The following is a 16,963-nucleotide window of genomic DNA, read 5'->3' as shown; positions in this document are numbered from 1 at the left end:
CCGCAAAGAGGCATACTGACAGTCACGGCGCGCAAGACGCCCGCCCAACAAGATCAAAAGGTCAGTTCGTGAACACAATCGACAACAAAAGCGTGCAGACGAAAACATTTCGCTGGAAACGCTGGCAGCGCTGGGCCCTGGGCACAGGCTGCGCCCTGGCCGCCTACAGCGCGGCCGGCTTCTGGCTGGTGCCCTACGTCATCAAAAACCAGCTGCCCAAATTTGCCGAGAAAGAACTCGCGCGCCAGGCCAGCATCGCCGACGTGCGCTTCAATCCGTTCACCTTGCGCCTGGAAGCGGATCAGATCGCGTTCAAGGAAGCGCCCGGCGCAGATGGCAAGGGCGGCGCACCGCTGCTGTCCATCGGCGCCCTGGCCGTGCAGCTGGAATGGAAATCCATCGTGCGCCGCGCCTGGAGCCTGGCGGAAATCCGCATCACGGCGCCGCAAGCGCAACTGACGATCACGCCGGACGGCAAGTTCAACCTGGCTGAAGTGCTGGCCACCTGGCAACGCAAGCATCCGGAAAAAAGCGAAGGCGGCATGCCGCGCCTCGTCATCGCCCACTTTGCGCTGGAACAAGGCAAAGTGGACTGGCACGACGAGAAGGCCGGCTATGCGGACAACTTTACGCCGATCAACTTTACGCTCGACAATATTTCCACCCTGCCCGACGCCAACGGCAGCTACAGCCTCAGTGCCGACGCGGCGCGCGGCGGCAAGCTGCACTGGCGCGGCACGGCCTCGCTCAGCCCCATCCGGGGCGAAGGCGAACTGATACTGAACGACGCTTCCCTGCCCGGCCTGGCCGCGTATTTGAAAGCCTATACGCGCGCGCTAGTGACCAGCGGCAAGCTGTCGGCGCGCCTGCCCTACGCCTTTTCGTATGCCAACGGCAAACTGGAAGCGACCGTCAAAGGCGCGGGCCTGGCCTTGCGCGACCTGACGCTGGTGCAAAGCGGCAACAGTGCGCCGTTTACCTCGCTGAGCACCCTGGGCATTGCCGGCGTGAACGTGGACCTGGCGCGCCAAAGCGTCACCGTGGATAAAGTCAATCTGTACGGCGCCAAGGTAACCGTGCGCCGCGACAGCAAGGGCGAGATCGACGTGGCGAACCTGATGCTGCCGGATAATCCCGCACCAGCCGCCACAGCACCCGCCGCACCCGCCAAGCCTGGCAAGCCTGGCAAGTGGAAAGTGGATTTGAAACAGCTGGCGCTGGCCAATGTGGACGTGTCCGCCATCGATGAAACCGTCTCGCCGGCCCTGCAATTGAGCGCGAAACAGTTGCAACTGAACTTGCAACTGGGTTTGCAGCAGCAGCCAGCGGGCATGGCCACCGTGATCGACGGCGCCACTTTCGCGCTGGCCGACCTCACCATGCAACGCGGCGCACAAACGCCATTCAAGCTGGCCCAATTGGGTTTTACGGAAGGCAAGATCGACCTGGCCGCGCATACCGTGCACCTGGGCGCCGTGACGGCCAGCGGCGCGCAGATCGACCTGGCGCGCAACCGCCAGGGAGAATTCGCCATTGCGCAAAAGCTGCCCGTGTTTGCCTCCGGCAAAACCGACTCTGCCAAGGATGTGCCGTCCGCGCCCTGGTCCACCAAGGTAGACAAGGTAGAACTGAGCAAGTTCGGCGCCCGTTTCGATGACGCGGGCACGGGCATCAAGGGCAACCTGCAAGATGCCCGCCTGTCCCTGCACAACGTCAGCAACGATATGAAGCAGGCGCTGCCGTTCGAGCTGGGCGTGGGCCTGCGCGAAGGCGGTTTGCTTACTGCCAACGGCAAGTTCGTGCCGGGCACGGGCGCCGTCGATGCACAGCTGAATTTGAAACAGCTGGCCCTGGCTCCCGTGCAACCCTTGCTGGCGCAGCATGTAAAACTGAAGCTGGCGGGTGGCACCCTCTCCGGCAGCGGCCGCCTGACGACGGGCGGCGGCGCGCCGAAAGCGCCGAAAGTACGCTATGAGGGCGGCGTCGATATCGCCGGCCTCGTGCTCAACGAAACGGATGGCAAGCGCTTCGCCTCGTGGAAAAGCGTGCGCACCGACAAGCTGACGGCCAGCGTGGGCCCCGATTTTGTCGACATCCCCGAACTGCGCGTGGTCGAACCGAACGCCCAGCTGATCATCGAAAACGACCGCAGCCTGAACGCCCAGCGCCTGCTGGTGAAAACGCCCGAGCCTGCGACAGCAGCTGCGGCGGCTCCCGCTGCCACCGCCACGCCGGCGACCGAGGCCGCCTTCCCCGTGCGCGTGCGCCGCGTGCGCCTGCAAAACGCCAAGCTGGACTTTGCCGACCTCAGCTTGCGGCCCCAGTTCGCCGCCAAAATCTATGAGCTCAACGGCGTCGTCACGGGCCTGTCGACCAAGCGCGATGCGCGCAGCCAGATCGAACTCGACGGCCGAATCGACGAGTTCGGCCTGGCCCGCGTGCGCGGCCAGCTCAATCCGTTCGCCCCGACCGACAACACGGACTTGAACGTCGTCTTCAAGAACGTGGACATGGTGTCCGCCTCGCCGTACACGATGAAGTTTGCCGGCTACAAGGTGGCTGAAGGCAAGATTTCGCTGGACTTGCAATACAAGGTGCGCAACCGCCAGCTCGACGGCACCAACCAGATCGTGCTCGACAAGCTGACCCTGGGCGAGCGCATCGACAGTCCGGACGCCTTGAAACTGCCGCTGGAACTGGCGCTGGCCATCCTCAAGGATAGCGACGGGCGCATCGACCTGGGCTTGCCCGTGTCGGGCGACATGAACGACCCGCAATTCAGCTATGGCGCGCTGATCTGGAAAGCCGTCGGCAACGTGCTGACGAAAATCGTCACGGCGCCGTTCCGCGCGCTGGGCAATTTGCTGGGAATCAGCGCCGACAAGCTCGAAGCTATCGACTTCGACGCGGGCAGCGCCGTGCTGCTGCCGCCCGAGCGGGAAAAACTCAAGCAGGTGGCGCACATCCTGGCCAAGCGCGAACAGCTGAAGCTGGCCGTGCCGGGCCAGTACAGCGACACGGATGCGGCCGCCCTGCGCGCCCAGGCCGTGCGCCGCGCCGTCGCCGCCAAGGCCGGCATCAAGCTGGAAGCGGGCGAAGAGCCGGGACCGTTGAATCTGGGCGAACGCAAGATACGTGGCGCCCTGCGCGAGCTGTACGGCGAGCGCTTCGGCAAGGCCGAGCTGGACAAGCAGAAAAAGGCGGCGGAGTCGGCGGTGCCTGTGGCAGCGGCCGCATCAGCTGCCGCATCGGCTCCGGCAAAAATCCCCGTCTTCCAACGTCTGGGCAAGCTGATCGAAGGCGAGCCGCAAGTGGCCGACACGGGCGCGTTCTACACGGGCTTGCGCGAGCAGCTGGAAGCCAAGCAACCCCTGCCTGCCGACGCCTTGAATAAACTGGGCGCACAGCGCAGCGCGGCGATTCTGGCCGCCCTGCAGCAGGACGGCACGCCGGCGGCCAGGGTCAGCGCGGGCGCGCCGGAAAAGACGGAGGCCGCACCGGGCAAGCTGGTGGGACTGAAGCTGGGATTGGCGGCGCAATAAGGAAAGGGCTGGCACCGGCACGCGGCGCCCTATGCAAAGTTACACAAGAGGGACGCGAACGAAACTGCGCCGCGCTGGCGTGAATTACGGCTGCTCTCCGGTGACGCCTCGGCAGCGCATTTCCATCTGCGGGCAAGCCATTTCAAGTGCGCTGCGCAGGCCGATCAGATCCTGTTCGGCCTGTTCTTGCCAAGGCCTGACCTAACGCTCTCCGCCGCCACAACCTCGACGAATTCTGCGAGTGCCAGTTCCTTGATTCCTACTCTTCTGCTTGGTGTAAGGATCGGCAGAAAGCTCGGTAAGCTGCTGACGGCAATAGCCGACTTAACTTTCGGTCGATCCTATCGCGGTCGTGAAAATCTCTCAAAACCACGAAACCCAAGTTGAAGCCGTACCAGACAATGAATCAGAAAAATTGCTGATATATCTTAACTTGGGTAACGGGTAAAATCAGGGAATGAAAGTTGGCCGCGGCACATCACCATTGGAACCGTCGTCTTGCATGAGGACAGCACGTCCTCCACCAGACTGGAGTGGTTGCTGCCCATCATAGGGTAGCCAATCGCCCCCTCCGCAACTGGTCAATGCACTATTTTGACATCCGCCTGAAACCAGATCCAATTCCTCAGCATTTAACTCGTTCATTATTTCTCCTGAAATTTTATAAATGACCATATTTATTACGATCTCTGACGTAAGAGACAGCCAGATATTGCCAGGCATGTTGTTACAGAAATAGCGCCAGCAATCTTTCGGTAGAAATTACCTGGGTACCTCATCCAAAAATACTAATAACACCATTCACATCAAGAGTGACGGTCTGCCTTGCATATAAGTTGCCAGGCAGTTAAATTTATCACAATTGCACGCACTGTCAAGCCAATTCAGAAAAAAACAAATAGTATCCATGCCTTATCGATTTAAAATCACGGCCACAATGGCCAATATCTTCGCCATGAATGTTTAGATCTTCGGCTCTTAACTTTGCGCCCACCGCATTCATGCAGGTGACGACATGTTGATGGTGCCTGCTGCCATCTTTTGCGCTTGAAAGGCCCATCTTCGTGCCCAGCGAACCGTAGCCGCCGGCCATCACCACCACGTTCTGCGCCACGGCCGGCGGCGAGGTCGGCATCAAAAAGTCCCGCGTCTTCATGCCCATGCCCTGCACACGCGAGAACCCGCTCCCCGCGCGGTGTTGCTTTTCATCACAGTCCATCCCTGCCAGCCCGCCCTTCTTCTTGCGACTTCAATAAAACACAAAATAAATCAAATAAATAACAAATTTCTCGAATAAATCAAATTCTTACCGTAAAATGAAAAACGTGAAGTCCGGCAACTGAATTTCCCGATTTTCAACCTTTACCTGGAGCGGCACCCATCATGACCATCGCCAAACGCCTGTATGCATTGATACTCTCCGTCGTCCTGGGGCTGGTCGCCCTGGCGGGCTTCAGCATCTATGAAATGGACCGCGTCTACAAGGCGGCCAGCTATTCCACCGTCAACACCGTTCCCAGCCTGCTGATCTTGAACCACGCTTTCGTGCCCTTCACACAGATGCGCACGGCGGTCTGGCAGCACGTGGGGAGCAAAGACGCCGCCGTGCGCGACAAGCTCGAAGCGAACATCAAGGAAGCGCGCGCGGCAGTCGGCAAGGCGTTCGACCAGTATGAAAAAGAAGCTATCACTGATGAACAGGACCGCGCGCTGCTGGCCGCCGACCGTGCGGTCCTGCTGCGCTACGATGGCGTACGCGACAAGGTACTGGCCCTGTCGAAGACGGGCGAACTCGATGCGGCGCGCGACTTGCTGATGCAGAACCAGCCCATCATCAAGGAACTGGTCGACGCCTTTGCCGCCCACCACGGCTACAACGAAAAACTGGGCAACATGGGCGCGGCCGAAGGCGCCGCCACCGCTGCCAGCGCGCGCTGGATTTCCAGCGGCCTGGCCCTGGCCGTAATGGTACTGGTGGCCGGCATGGGTCTGCTGCTGGCGCGGCGCATCGCCGCTTCGCTGAAGAACGCCATCGACATGGCCCACACCATCGCAGGCGGCGACCTCAGCGTACAAATCAACGCCACCTCCAAGGATGAAGTGGGACAACTGATGACAGCCATGGCCGAGATGAGCGAGAGCCTGGTGCGCATCGTCTCCGAAGTGCGCTCGGGCACGGAGACCATCAACACGGCCTCGGGCGAGATCGCGGCGGGCAACCTGGACCTGTCGGCACGCACGGAACAGCAGGCCGGCTCGCTGGAAGAAACCGCCTCGGCGATGGAAGAACTGACGGCCACCGTGCGGCAGAACTCGGACAATGCCCGCCAGGCCCAGCAAATGGCCGTCAGCGCCTCGGACAAGGCGGTGCGCGGCGGCGAGGTGATGGGCGACGTGATACGCACCATGGAAGCGATCGACAGCGCGTCCAACAAGATCGCCGACATCATCAGCGTCATCGACGGCATCGCCTTCCAGACCAACATCCTGGCCCTGAATGCGGCCGTGGAAGCGGCACGCGCCGGCGAACAGGGACGCGGTTTCGCCGTCGTGGCCACCGAAGTGCGCAACCTGGCGCACCGCTCGGCGGCGGCGGCCAAAGAAATCAAGACACTCATCAGCGACTCCGTGGAGCAGGTGGGACAAGGCGGCAAGCTGGTCCAGCAAGCCGGCGCGGCGATGACGGAAGTGGTCGACACGGTACGCAGCGTAACCGACATCGTCAGCGAAATCTCGGCCGCCAGCGCCGAGCAAAGCACGGGCATCGACGAAATCAACCGCGCCATCACGCAAATGGATGAAGTCACGCAGCAGAATGCGGCGCTGGTCGAAGAAGCAGCGGCGGCATCGCAATCGATGCAGGAGCAGGCGAGCAAGCTGGCCAGCGTGGTCGGCGCCTTCAAGCTGGCGCACGGTCAGGGCAGCGCGGCGCAACACGGCACCCCGGCGCGCACCGTCGCAGCAGCCCAGCGGCCGGCAGCACGCAAGGCGGCGCCGCTCAAGCTGGTCGCACGGCGCGCCCCCGCTCCTGCCCGCGGCACGGCCAGTGCCGATGCCGGCGGCGACTGGGAACAATTCTGAACCCGTCGTCATGCAGGCTCACCTGCATCGATCATCCCGGAGCATCGCCATGACAACCGTTTTCACCCACTCTTACTGCATGCAGGCATAGCCATGAACTCCTTCCTCGCGGTCCATCCTTACCTTCGTTGCGACGACGTCTCGCTGATGCGGCCGGCGCTGGCGCTGGCGGGCCTGTTGCTGCTGCTGGCCGCCCTGCTCTGGCGCCGCCTGCGCTGGCACCAGTCCGGCCGCGCGCCGGCCGCCAGCGCGACAGCTGCCGATCTGCATCAGCAGCTGCAAATGCGCAAGGCCACCCAGACGGCCAAAACAGCAGACACGGCAGACACGGCACCGCCGCCACGGCCCGAGGCGCCGGACATGCCGCCGTTCGAGCTGGCCCGCCTGGACGCCATGTTCGGCTACGACCGGCGCTTGCAGGGCGAGATTCTGGCCCTCTTCGTGGCCGAGACGCGCGACCGGCTGGCCGGCATCGCCCATGCGCTGCGCTGCGAACGCCCGGCCCCGGCAAGGGTGCTGGCACAGGAAATTGTCGACAGCAGCTACGCCATGGGTCTGCTTCCCTTGCAGGCACTGGCGCGCCAGGCCGTGCATGCGGGCTTTTCCAACGATATCGGCGCGCTGCGCCGCCTGCATGCGGACCTGCTGATGGCGCTCGATGCCCTGTCGCAAGCGGTCACGGCCCTGCAAACGGGCGCCGCGCGGGAGGATGACTGCAGCGGTATCGGGAGCCGGCCATGAAGGCGCAGCTCGATCTGGCGAGCCTGCTCGGCGGCGCTGTTCTGCCCTCGCCCGCCTGGCGGCGCCACTGGCTGGCGACCTTGTTCCAGCAACGGGTGCCGTTCGATGAGCTGGCCGAACAACTGGGCTGCGATCCGGCCCTGACCGGCACGCTCATCGGCCTGGCGAATGGGGCCGTGCCGCCGGGCGAGCGCCTGCATGCGGCAGTCGACGCAGCGATGCTGGCCGCCATCGGCCTGCCCGCCCTGCGCCAGGCGTTCGCCATCGTCGCCCTGCCAGCGGCCACGTGTGCGCACTTCGACGCGCAGCGATTCTGGTCACACTCGCAAGCCATGGCCTGCGCCGCCCGCGTGGCGGGCGATGCGCTGCAGCTGGCGCCGGCCAAAGAGCTGTACACTTGCGGCTTGCTGGCCAATATCGGCCAACTGGCCTTGGCCGTGCTGCATCCGCAAGCGTATGGACAACTGCTGGGCCAGCACGGCAGCGCTGCCAGGGCGCTGCTGCTGTGCGAGGAATCGCGGCGCTTCGGCCACCATCAACTGGCGCTGTCAGCCAGCCTCATGCAGGGCTGGGGCATGCCGGACATCCTGTGCGACGCCGTGCGCTGCCATGCCGCGCCGCCCGGTTTCGGGCAGGCCGGACGCATGACGGAGCTGGCCTGGCTGCTGCAACTGGCCAGCAGTTTCGCCGACCTGATACTGCGCAATGGCGTGGGGCCGCGCGGGCCGGCCACGGCCGCCGCGCGGGTACTTGGCCTGGATGGGGACCGCATGGAAACCCTGCTGCGCCACAGTCACGCGGAGTGGAGCGAATGGCGCGCCATCGTGGAACCGCACGCCCACATTGCCCTGAGCCGCACGCGCAGCGGAATGCGGCCCGCCGCGCGGCAGGTTTTTAGTGAATTCATCTAATTTGTTGAAATTGATTTTTTGAGCGTGATTGCGTATCATTCCATTCAACTTCATCCCCGAGCATAAAGTCCATCATGCACACTGCAGACGTATGCACTACCCAAAAGGCGGCCGAAATCCTCGGCATCTCGGTCACATCGGTGCAGCAACTGGTCGAGGCGGGCGTTATCGAAGCCTGGAAGACCAAGGGCGGCCACCGGCGCATTCCCCTCGCGGCCGTCGAGGCCTACAAGGGCAATCCCGGCCAGCAAGGGCAGGATCAGCGCGCGGCGCGCGCCAGCCGCCCCGCAGCATCGGGCCGCCCGCCGTCCATCCTGGTGATCGAAGACAATCCGATCGAACGCGCGCTGTATGAAAAGCAGATCGGTTCATGGGGCTTGCAGGCAAGCTTGCGCTTTTGCGAGAATGGCTACCAGGCGCTGATGGAAATCGCCCGCGACCAGCCCGACATCTTGCTCGCCGACATCATCATGGAAGGCATCGACGGCTACGAAGTGATCCGTACCATCCTGGCCGACCCGCTGCTGGCGGACATGCACATCGCCATGCTGTCGAGCCTGACGCCGGAGGAGCTGGAAGAACGCGGTGGCGTGCCGCCCGGCGTGGTGTTCTTTGCCAAGCCCGTCAATTACGACGAGCTGCGTGGCTATCTGCGCGCCTGCTGCGCCGGCCATGCGCGGCGCAACAGCCTGGCCGCCTAGCCCTCCACCGTTTTTCCTTCGCCACGGAGCCGCCATGCAAGCCTACCGCCACATCGATCCAGCCGTGCTGTTCCAGGCCACCGGCCACGACCTGGAGATGTTCCGCGCCCTGTCGCAGACCTACCTCGATACGGCGCCGGCCATGTTTGCGCGCATCGAACAGGCCGTGCGCAGCGGCGCGGCGCCAGCCATCGTGCATAGCTGCCATACCTTGCGCGGCACCGTGGCCCTGCTGGGCGCCAGTGCCCTGACGGCGCGCCTGGCGCAGCTCGAGCAGCTGGTGCGCCACCAGGGCGTGGCGGCACCGGACTGGCTGGCGGAAACGACGGTGCTGGTCGCCGCAGTGGAGCAGGAGGTCTGCCGCAGCATGCGCGAGTACACGGGCGCGCAGGCATGAACCTGCGCCAGGCCATCTTGCGCCTGGCGCACCGCTATCGCCCGCGCACCACGGCCGCCGTGGTGGGCCTGGTGCTGGTGTGCCTGCTGGCGCTGCGCATCGTCGTTTCCGGCGTGCTGCTGTACCGCGAAGCCGTCGATGACTGGCAACAGGACCTGTCCAATCTGTCGCTGCTGCTGGCGGAAAACACGGCGCAAAGCATGACGGCGGCCCGCCTGGTGCTCGACAGCGTCAGCAACGACATCGAGGCGGCCGCCCCCGCGGACGCGCACGCGCTGGCCGCCGCCGCCGGCACCGCGGCCATGCACCAGATGCTGCGGCACAAGATCGGCGGCGTGCCGCAAGTGGACGTCGTGTCCATCGTCGGCAGCGATGCCAGCGTGCTGGCCTTCAGCCGCGCCTATCCCGCGCCGCCCATCCGCCTCGGCGAGCGCGATTACTTCGACTATCACCGGCGCCACCCGGACGGTGGCATGCATGTCAGCGCGCCCGTGCAAAACAAGGGCAATGGCGCCTGGACCTTCTATATCAGCCGGCGCATCAACGGCCCGGACGGCCGCTTCCTGGGCGTGGTGCTGGTGGGCCTGTCATGCGACTTCTTCAGCAAATTCTTCCAGAACGCCAGCATCGGCGAACACACGGCTTTTTCGCTGTACCGCAGCGACTACACGCTGCTGGCCCGCTGGCCGGCCGTGCCCGCCATGATGGGCCAGCGCAACCTGACGGGCAGCACCTACCGCCTGCTGGAACAGGGCAAGACGCATGGCGTGCTGCAGGTGGACTCGCCGCGCGCGGCCGAACAGGGGCGCAGGGTCGACCGCCTGGCCGGCGTACGGCTGGTGCGCGACTATCCGCTGGCCATCAACGTGACCATTACGGACGACGTCTACCTGGCGGCCTGGCGGCGCATGTTGCGTACCATGGGCGGCGCGGCCGTGGTCAGCCTGCTGGTGCTGGCCCTGGCCATCGCGCTGATCATGGCCCTGCTGCGGCGCCAGGAGCGCGACGCGGCCATGGCGCTGGCGCTGCAAGCGCGCGCGGAAACGGCGAATGCCGCCAAGTCGCGCTTCCTGGCCATCATGAGCCACGAGATCCGCACGCCCATGGCCGGTATCGCCGGCATGGCCGAACTGCTGCAGGAAACCGGACTCGAGGCGCCACAGCAGCAATATGCGCAGCGTATCGGCGATGGCGTGCAGCACCTGATGCGCATCCTGAACGACATCCTCGACCTGTCCAAGGTCGAGGCAGGCCAGATGAACATCGAACTGCGCGACTTCGACCCGCGCCTGCTGCTCGATGACGTGCTGGCCCTGCACCGTCCGCAAGCCGACCGCAAGAAGCTGCACCTTGCCAGCGACATCGGCGACAGCGTGCCGCAGCAGGTGTGCTCGGACCGCACGCGCATCGCGCAAATCCTCGGCAACCTGCTCAGCAATGCCATCAAGTTTACGCCTTCCGGCAAGGTGACCGTGCGCCTGCACCTGGAAGCGGCCAGGCCGGACGGCGCCAGCGCCTGCCTCGTCGCCAGTGTCCACGACCAGGGCATCGGCATAAGCCAGCAGCAACTGAGCCGCATCTTCGAGCCGTTTTGCCAGGCCGACGACAGCATCAGCGGCGCGTATGGCGGCACGGGACTGGGACTGAGCATCTGCAAACACCTGGTGGCGCTGCTGGGCGGCGAGATTTTCTGCAGCAGCGAGCCCGGCGCCGGCTCGCGCTTCACCGTGCGCATTCCCTGCCAGGTGGCCCAGGCACCAGGCGCCGCCACGCCGCAGCCGCAGCAGGAGCCGCAGCAGGAACAGGAACCGGCGCCCGCTGCGGCACCGGCGACCGCCCCCCTGCCCGCGCCCGCATCAGGGCCGGGCGCACGCATCCTGCTGGTCGAGGATACGGCGCTGAATCGCCAGCTCGTGTGCCTGCAGCTGGCCGCCAGCGGCTACCACATCGACACGGCGGAGAACGGCGCACTGGGCCTGCAGGCACTGGCCGGGCAAGCGTACGACCTGGTCCTGATGGACTGCATGATGCCCGTCATGGATGGCTACCAGGCTTGCCAGGCCCTGCGTGCCCGCGAAGCGGCCAGCGGTGCGCCGCGCCTGCCCGTCATCGCCCTGACGGCCGGCGTGACCGAGGACGACCGGCAACGCTGCATGGCCGCCGGCATGGACGACTATCTGTCCAAGCCCTTTACGGCCGCCCAGCTGCGCGCAATGGTGGAGCACTGGCTGACGCGCTAGCGACCCGGGCCGGCGCTGAATACAACACTTCCGCATAAAAATCATTTTATTCGATAAAATCAATTATATTCGCTATAATTGACAAATCAACGCGCCAGTGACGCCGGACTTCCGCGCCGACGGAAACCTGGCGGACCTGGCAGACCTTGCGGAGGCAGCATGCGGCAGTACAGATACTGGAAGGCCATGGCCTGGGAGCGCTGCGATACGCGCACCCTGCTGTCGCTCTTCATGGCAGTCCTGCTGACGGGGCTGTGGAGCATCACCATGCTGCAATTGCAGCGCGCGCACGACGCCGCCATCACCGATGCCGGGCGCGATGCGCGCAGCATGGCGCGCGTCTTCGACGAACACGCGATCCGCACGATCGAGGCGGCGGACCAGGCGGTCACCTACCTGCGCGGCCGCTACCAGGCGCTGGGCCCGCGCCTCGACATCGTGGCGGACCTGCAGCAAGGCCTCAATCCCGGGCCCCTGTACAACCTGTTTACCATCGTCGACGAACGGGGCGACACGGTACTGTCGAGCCATCCCTTCAAACCGACCAACCTGGCCGACCGCGAACACATCCGGGTACACATGCAGCGCGACAGCGGCGAACTGTATGTCAGCAAGCCGGTGCTGGGGCGCGTATCGAAAAAATGGTCGATCCAGATGACGCGCCGCATCAACCATGCCGATGGCCGCTTCAAGGGCGTGGTGGTGGTCTCGATGGACCCGTATTACTTTACGCGCCTGTACGACGAAGTCGACCTGGGCAACAACAGCTCCATCACGCTCGTCGGCAGTGACGGCGTGGTGCGCGCGCGCCGGGTCGGCGCCGTCAATACCATCGGCCAGGATGTCGGTGACAGCAAGGTTTTTTCCTTGATGCAAGGAAACACGCGGGGCAGCTTCACCGAGCGCAGTCCCGTCGACGGCACCCTGCGCATTTACGCCTTCGAAAAACTGGCCAACTATCCACTCTACATGCTGGTCGGACTGGACCGCAACACGGTATTGGCCGACTACGTCTCGCGCCGCAACCAGGCCTTGCTGATGGCCGCCGTCACCAGCGTGCTGATCGTGCTGTCGTGGGCGGCGCTGGTGCTGCTGATCGGCCGCCTGGTCCACAGCCGCGCCAGGGCCATCGCCGCCAGCGAGGCCAAGTCGCGCTTCCTGTCGAACATGTCGCATGAATTGCGCACGCCCCTCAATGGCATCCTCGGTTTCTCCGAACTGCTGCTCGAGCAGCTGCGCGAACCGGAACAGGCAGCCTACGCGCAAACGATACAGGACAGCGGCCGCCAGTTGCTGGCCATGGTGGAAGCGGCGATGGAACTGAGCGCGCTTGAAAACGACCAGGTGCGGCTGGAGTCTGCCGCCGCGCCATTGGACCAGTTGCTGCAACTGGCGCTGGCGCCGCACCGGCAGCGCGCGGCGCACAAGGGCCTGCTGCTGGCCTCGCACGTCGCGCCCGCAACCCCGCTCAGCATCGATTGCGACCGCGTGCGTCTGGTGCGCGTGCTCGATATCCTGCTCGACAATGCCATCCGCTACACGTACACAGGGCGCGTCGATGTCCACGTCATGGCGAGTGGCGCGGACTTGCAGATCGAGGTGCGCGATACGGGCATCGGCATCGCGCAAGCGCAGCAAGCCGACATCTTCGACAAATTCTCGCAGGCGGACGACTCGCCGAGCCGCGCCCATGGCGGCGCCGGCATGGGCCTGGCCATCGCGCGCCAGCTCGTCACCTTGATGGGCGGCAGCATCGGCGTGGCCTCCGCGCCGGGCCAGGGCGCCGCCTTCCGCCTGCGGCTGCCGCTGGACGGCACGGCCCGCGCGACGGCGGCGGACGGCAAATTGACCACACTTTCACATGCATAGTCGTACACTAAAGTTGTTATCCATCCCTATCGGGTATAGCATCGCCCCATGACCTATCACACAGATGCGGCGGCGGTACGCAGACAATGGATCGAATGGCTGTTTCTACTCCTCGGCTTGCTCCTCGCGGCTGCCGCCCTTGCCTACGCGCACCAGGCCGAAGCCGCGCGGCACGACGCGGCCGAGCGTGAACGGCTCAGCGTGCTGACGGCACTGCTGGCAAAAAATATCGAAGTCGACCTGGCGGCGACCAACCTGGTGCTCGACGGCGTGATCCGCGACTATCTTGGCGCCGGCGCCACGGCAGACGCCGGCCAAGCCCTGCCCCGGCGCCTGGCCGCGCTGGTCGACGCTATGCCGGGCGTGCGCACCATGCTGGTCGTCGATGCGAAGGGCAAGCCGATCGCCACCAATATCCCGGAACTGGCCAACCAGGATTTTTCGCGCCGCGGCTACTTCCAGACGGCGCGCGACGCCCCTGATGCGCGCACGCTGTACATCTCGGCGCCCTTCCATTCCTTCAAGGGCGACCTGGTCATCACGGCGTCGCGCATGGTGCAGGACCAGCAGGGCCGCTTTGCCGGCGTGGTACTGGCTACCCTCGATCCCGAATACTTCACGGCCAAGTTCCGCACCGCCATGTATGCCCCCGACGTCTGGGCCGTGGTGCTGCATGGCGACGGCCGGCAATTCCTGAACTATCCCGCCAGGGCTGCGAATGGCGGCAATGTGGACCTGCCCGGCAGCTTCCTGCGGCGCTTTCGCGACAGCGGCTATCAGGCCGGCGTGCTGAGCGGCGTCGGGATCGCCGGCGCCGCCGCACCGCGCATCATGGCCATGGCGACCATCGCGCCGCCCGCGCTGCACATGGACCGCGCCATCATCATCGGCCTGAGCCGCGAAGAAGCGGCCATCGCCGCCCCGTTGCGGCGCCAGGCGCTGGCCTACATCCTGTGCTTTGCCACGCTGGCGCTGGCCGGGGCCAGCCTGCTGTTCTGGAGCCAGCGGCGGCGCCGCCAGCAGGCCGCCTGGCATGCGGAACAGGAAACGGAGCGCCAGGCCATGCAAGCCGTGTCCGACAGCGAAACGCGCTTTCGCACCTTGATCGAAGATGCGCCCGTGGCCATCGCCATCCTGCGCCACGGCCGCTTCATCTACTCGAATCCCCGCTACCGCAGGCTGCATGGCTACTCGTTCGAAGACGATCTGAACGGCCTGCCCTGGTCCTCCATGATTTCCGCGCCATCGCTGGCGGCACTGGCCACCAACGAAGCGCTGATCGAGGCGGACTCGCCCAGCGAACAGGTGTTCGAAGCGATCGGCCTGGACAAGCGGGGCCTGCCCGTGCCCATCTTCAAGACCACCACGCGCGTGATGCTCAAGGATGGACCGGCCACCTTGATCTTTGCGCAGGATATTTCCGCGCAAAAGCAGGCCGAAGAGGCCATGCTGCTGGCGCGCGATGCGGCCCAGGCGGCCAACCGCAGCAAGGCGGAATTCCTCGCCAACATGAGCCATGAAATCCGCTCGCCGCTGAACGCCATCCTCGGCATGGCATGGCTGCTGGAACGGGGCAGCCTGGACAGGGAAGGACTCGAAATGACGCACAAGATCCGCGCCGCCGGCCAGTCCTTGCTGGGCATCATCAACGACGTGCTCGACGTGTCGAAAATCGAAGCGGGCCACATGAGCATCGAACAGGCGCCGTTCCGCCTGGCCGAGGTGACCGAGAAGCTCGCCGCCAGCATGGGCGTGGCCGCGCATGACAAGCCGATTGAGGTGCGGATCGGGGCGCTGCCCGATGGCGTGGACCTGGTGCTGGGCGACGCGCTGCGGCTGGAACAGGTGCTGGTCAACCTGACCAGCAATGCCATCAAATTCACGGCGCAGGGCACGGTCGAGCTGCTGACCACATTGGAAAGCCGCGACGGCGATGCCGCGCTACTGCGTTTCAGCGTGCGCGACACGGGCATCGGCATCGCGCCCGAGGTCCAGGAAACGATCTTTTCCGCCTTCGCCCAGGCCGACACGTCCACCACGCGCCGCTTCGGCGGCACGGGCCTGGGCCTGACCATCTGCCGCCAGCTGGCCAGACTGATGGGCGGCTCGCTGCGCCTGCAAAGCCGCCTGGGCCAGGGCAGCGAATTCAGCTTCACGGTGCCGCTGCAACTGCTGCCCGCCGGCGCCCTGTCCTCGCCGGACATGCAAGCCTTGCATGCCTTGCTGGCCGATGCCAATACCGGCACGCGCGAGGCCGTTGCCGCCGTGGCGCAGGGGCTGGGCTGGCGCGTGCATGCCGTGTCCGACGGGCGCGCGGCCCTCGACTATGCGCTGGCCTGCGCCGACGATGCGCGGCCCGGCGTCGTCCTGCTGGCCGCGCGCATGCCGGAGCTGGACGGCGAAGCGACGGCGCGCGCGCTGCGCGAATACCTGCCGCCACAAGACTGCCCCGTCGTCATCCTGGCAGCGGGCGGCATGCCGGCCACGCGGCCGGCGCGGCGCCATACCGACCCGGCCGATCCGGCCGACGCCATCCTCAACGAACCGGTGACCGCTTCCAGCCTGTACAACGCGACGATGGCAGCGCGCCAGCAGCGCGCCCGGGCCGCCGGCCTGGACGCCAGCCTGGGTGTACTGGAAGAACGCGTGCTCGCCGGCGTGCGCGTGCTGGTGGTCGATGACAGCGACATCAACCGCGACGTGGTCAGGCATATCCTGTGCGACCAGGGGGCCGTGCCATCGTTCGCCTGCGATGGCAGGCAGGCGCTGGACTGGCTGCTGGCCCACCCCGCCGACGTCGACATCGTGCTGATGGATGTGCAGATGCCCGTCATGGATGGCTTGCAGGCGACGCGCGCGTTGCGCCAGCTGCCGCAGTTTCAGGACTTGCCCGTGGTGGCGCTGACGGCCGGGGCGTTCCAGACGCAGCGCACGGCGGCACTGGAAGCGGGCGTGAACCATTTCATCAGCAAACCGTTCGACGTGCCGCAGACCATCGCCCTGATCGCGCGCGCGCATCGGCGCCATGCGCAAGCTCTGCCAGCCCTGCCGCCGGCAGTGACCGAAGCGGCGATGCCCGTGCCGCCGTGCGGCGCCGCAGCCGTGATCGACCTGGCGCAAGGCATGGCGCAGTGGCTCGATGAAGCGCCCTACCGCCAGCATCTGTCGCGTTTTGGCAGCAGCCATCGCAATACGGTGGGCGCCATGCGCGCGCTGCTGGCAGCCGATGCGCGCGACGATGCCGCCGCGCTGGCGCACAAGCTGGCGGGCGAGGCTGGCAGCCTGGCCCTGCCCGCCACCCTGCAAGCCGCGCAGCAAGCAGAACAGCTGCTGCATGCCGGCGACGATGCGTCGGCCGCGCTCGACACGCTGGAACAGGCGCTGGCGCGCGCCATCGAGGCCGCCGCCGCCTTCACAGCACAGACGCCGCCCGGCCAGCCGGCCATGCCAATGACAAAATGATCAATATGAAAACTCGGGG

General features: G+C 65.4%; 10 protein-coding genes. 9 read left to right on the top strand and 1 reads right to left on the bottom strand.

Annotated features, from left to right (window positions below; all coding sequences use genetic code 11):
* Positions 1–68 precede the first annotated feature (68 nt).
* Complete coding sequence (locus CLU91_RS02480) at positions 69–3,542, top strand: DUF748 domain-containing protein (RefSeq protein ID WP_232730595.1); 3,474 nt, start codon at positions 69–71, stop codon at positions 3,540–3,542.
* An 874-nt stretch (positions 3,543–4,416) separates the two neighbouring features.
* On the opposite strand, the gene CLU91_RS02475 is transcribed toward CLU91_RS02480, so the two are convergent.
* Positions 4,417–4,761, bottom strand: a complete 345-nt coding sequence (locus CLU91_RS02475; protein ID WP_100872839.1) for a hypothetical protein — start codon at positions 4,759–4,761, stop codon at positions 4,417–4,419.
* A gap of 164 nt (positions 4,762–4,925) precedes the next feature.
* Between CLU91_RS02475 and CLU91_RS02470 the strand changes: the two genes are divergently transcribed.
* The 8 genes from CLU91_RS02470 to CLU91_RS02435 all read left to right on the top strand — a co-directional run bounded on the left by CLU91_RS02470 (position 4,926) and on the right by CLU91_RS02435 (position 16,944).
* Positions 4,926–6,623, top strand: coding sequence for a methyl-accepting chemotaxis protein (locus CLU91_RS02470; RefSeq protein WP_100872838.1), 1,698 nt, complete (start codon positions 4,926–4,928; stop codon positions 6,621–6,623).
* Between the two features lie 93 nt (positions 6,624–6,716).
* Positions 6,717–7,364, top strand: coding sequence for a hypothetical protein (locus CLU91_RS02465; RefSeq protein ID WP_157814550.1), 648 nt, complete (start codon positions 6,717–6,719; stop codon positions 7,362–7,364).
* Positions 7,361–8,275: an HDOD domain-containing protein gene (locus CLU91_RS02460; protein WP_100872836.1), complete on the top strand. Its 915-nt coding sequence runs from the start codon at positions 7,361–7,363 to the stop codon at positions 8,273–8,275. Before CLU91_RS02465 ends, CLU91_RS02460 begins: the two co-directional genes overlap by 4 nt.
* A gap of 74 nt (positions 8,276–8,349) precedes the next feature.
* Positions 8,350–8,976, top strand: coding sequence for a response regulator (locus tag CLU91_RS02455; protein ID WP_100872835.1), 627 nt, complete (start codon positions 8,350–8,352; stop codon positions 8,974–8,976).
* Positions 8,977–9,010: 34 nt separating this feature from the next.
* Positions 9,011–9,373 (top strand): Hpt domain-containing protein, encoded by a 363-nt coding sequence (locus CLU91_RS02450; RefSeq protein WP_157814549.1) that lies wholly within the window; start codon positions 9,011–9,013, stop codon positions 9,371–9,373.
* Positions 9,370–11,613, top strand: a complete 2,244-nt coding sequence (locus CLU91_RS02445; RefSeq protein WP_100872833.1) for a hybrid sensor histidine kinase/response regulator — start codon at positions 9,370–9,372, stop codon at positions 11,611–11,613. Before CLU91_RS02450 ends, CLU91_RS02445 begins: the two co-directional genes overlap by 4 nt.
* A gap of 159 nt (positions 11,614–11,772) precedes the next feature.
* Positions 11,773–13,482 carry a sensor histidine kinase gene (locus CLU91_RS02440; protein ID WP_232730594.1) on the top strand — a complete coding sequence of 570 codons (1,710 nt, stop codon included), beginning with the start codon at positions 11,773–11,775 and terminating at the stop codon, positions 13,480–13,482.
* Between the two features lie 48 nt (positions 13,483–13,530).
* Complete coding sequence (locus CLU91_RS02435; RefSeq protein WP_100872831.1) at positions 13,531–16,944, top strand: response regulator; 3,414 nt, start codon at positions 13,531–13,533, stop codon at positions 16,942–16,944.
* Positions 16,945–16,963: the final 19 nt, after the last annotated feature.

The sequence above is a fragment of the Janthinobacterium sp. 64 genome (assembly GCF_002813325.1).
Lineage (GTDB): Bacteria > Pseudomonadota > Gammaproteobacteria > Burkholderiales > Burkholderiaceae_D > Janthinobacterium.
Note: the sequence above shows the minus strand (reverse complement) of the source record. Positions and strands in the feature narration are given on the sequence as shown.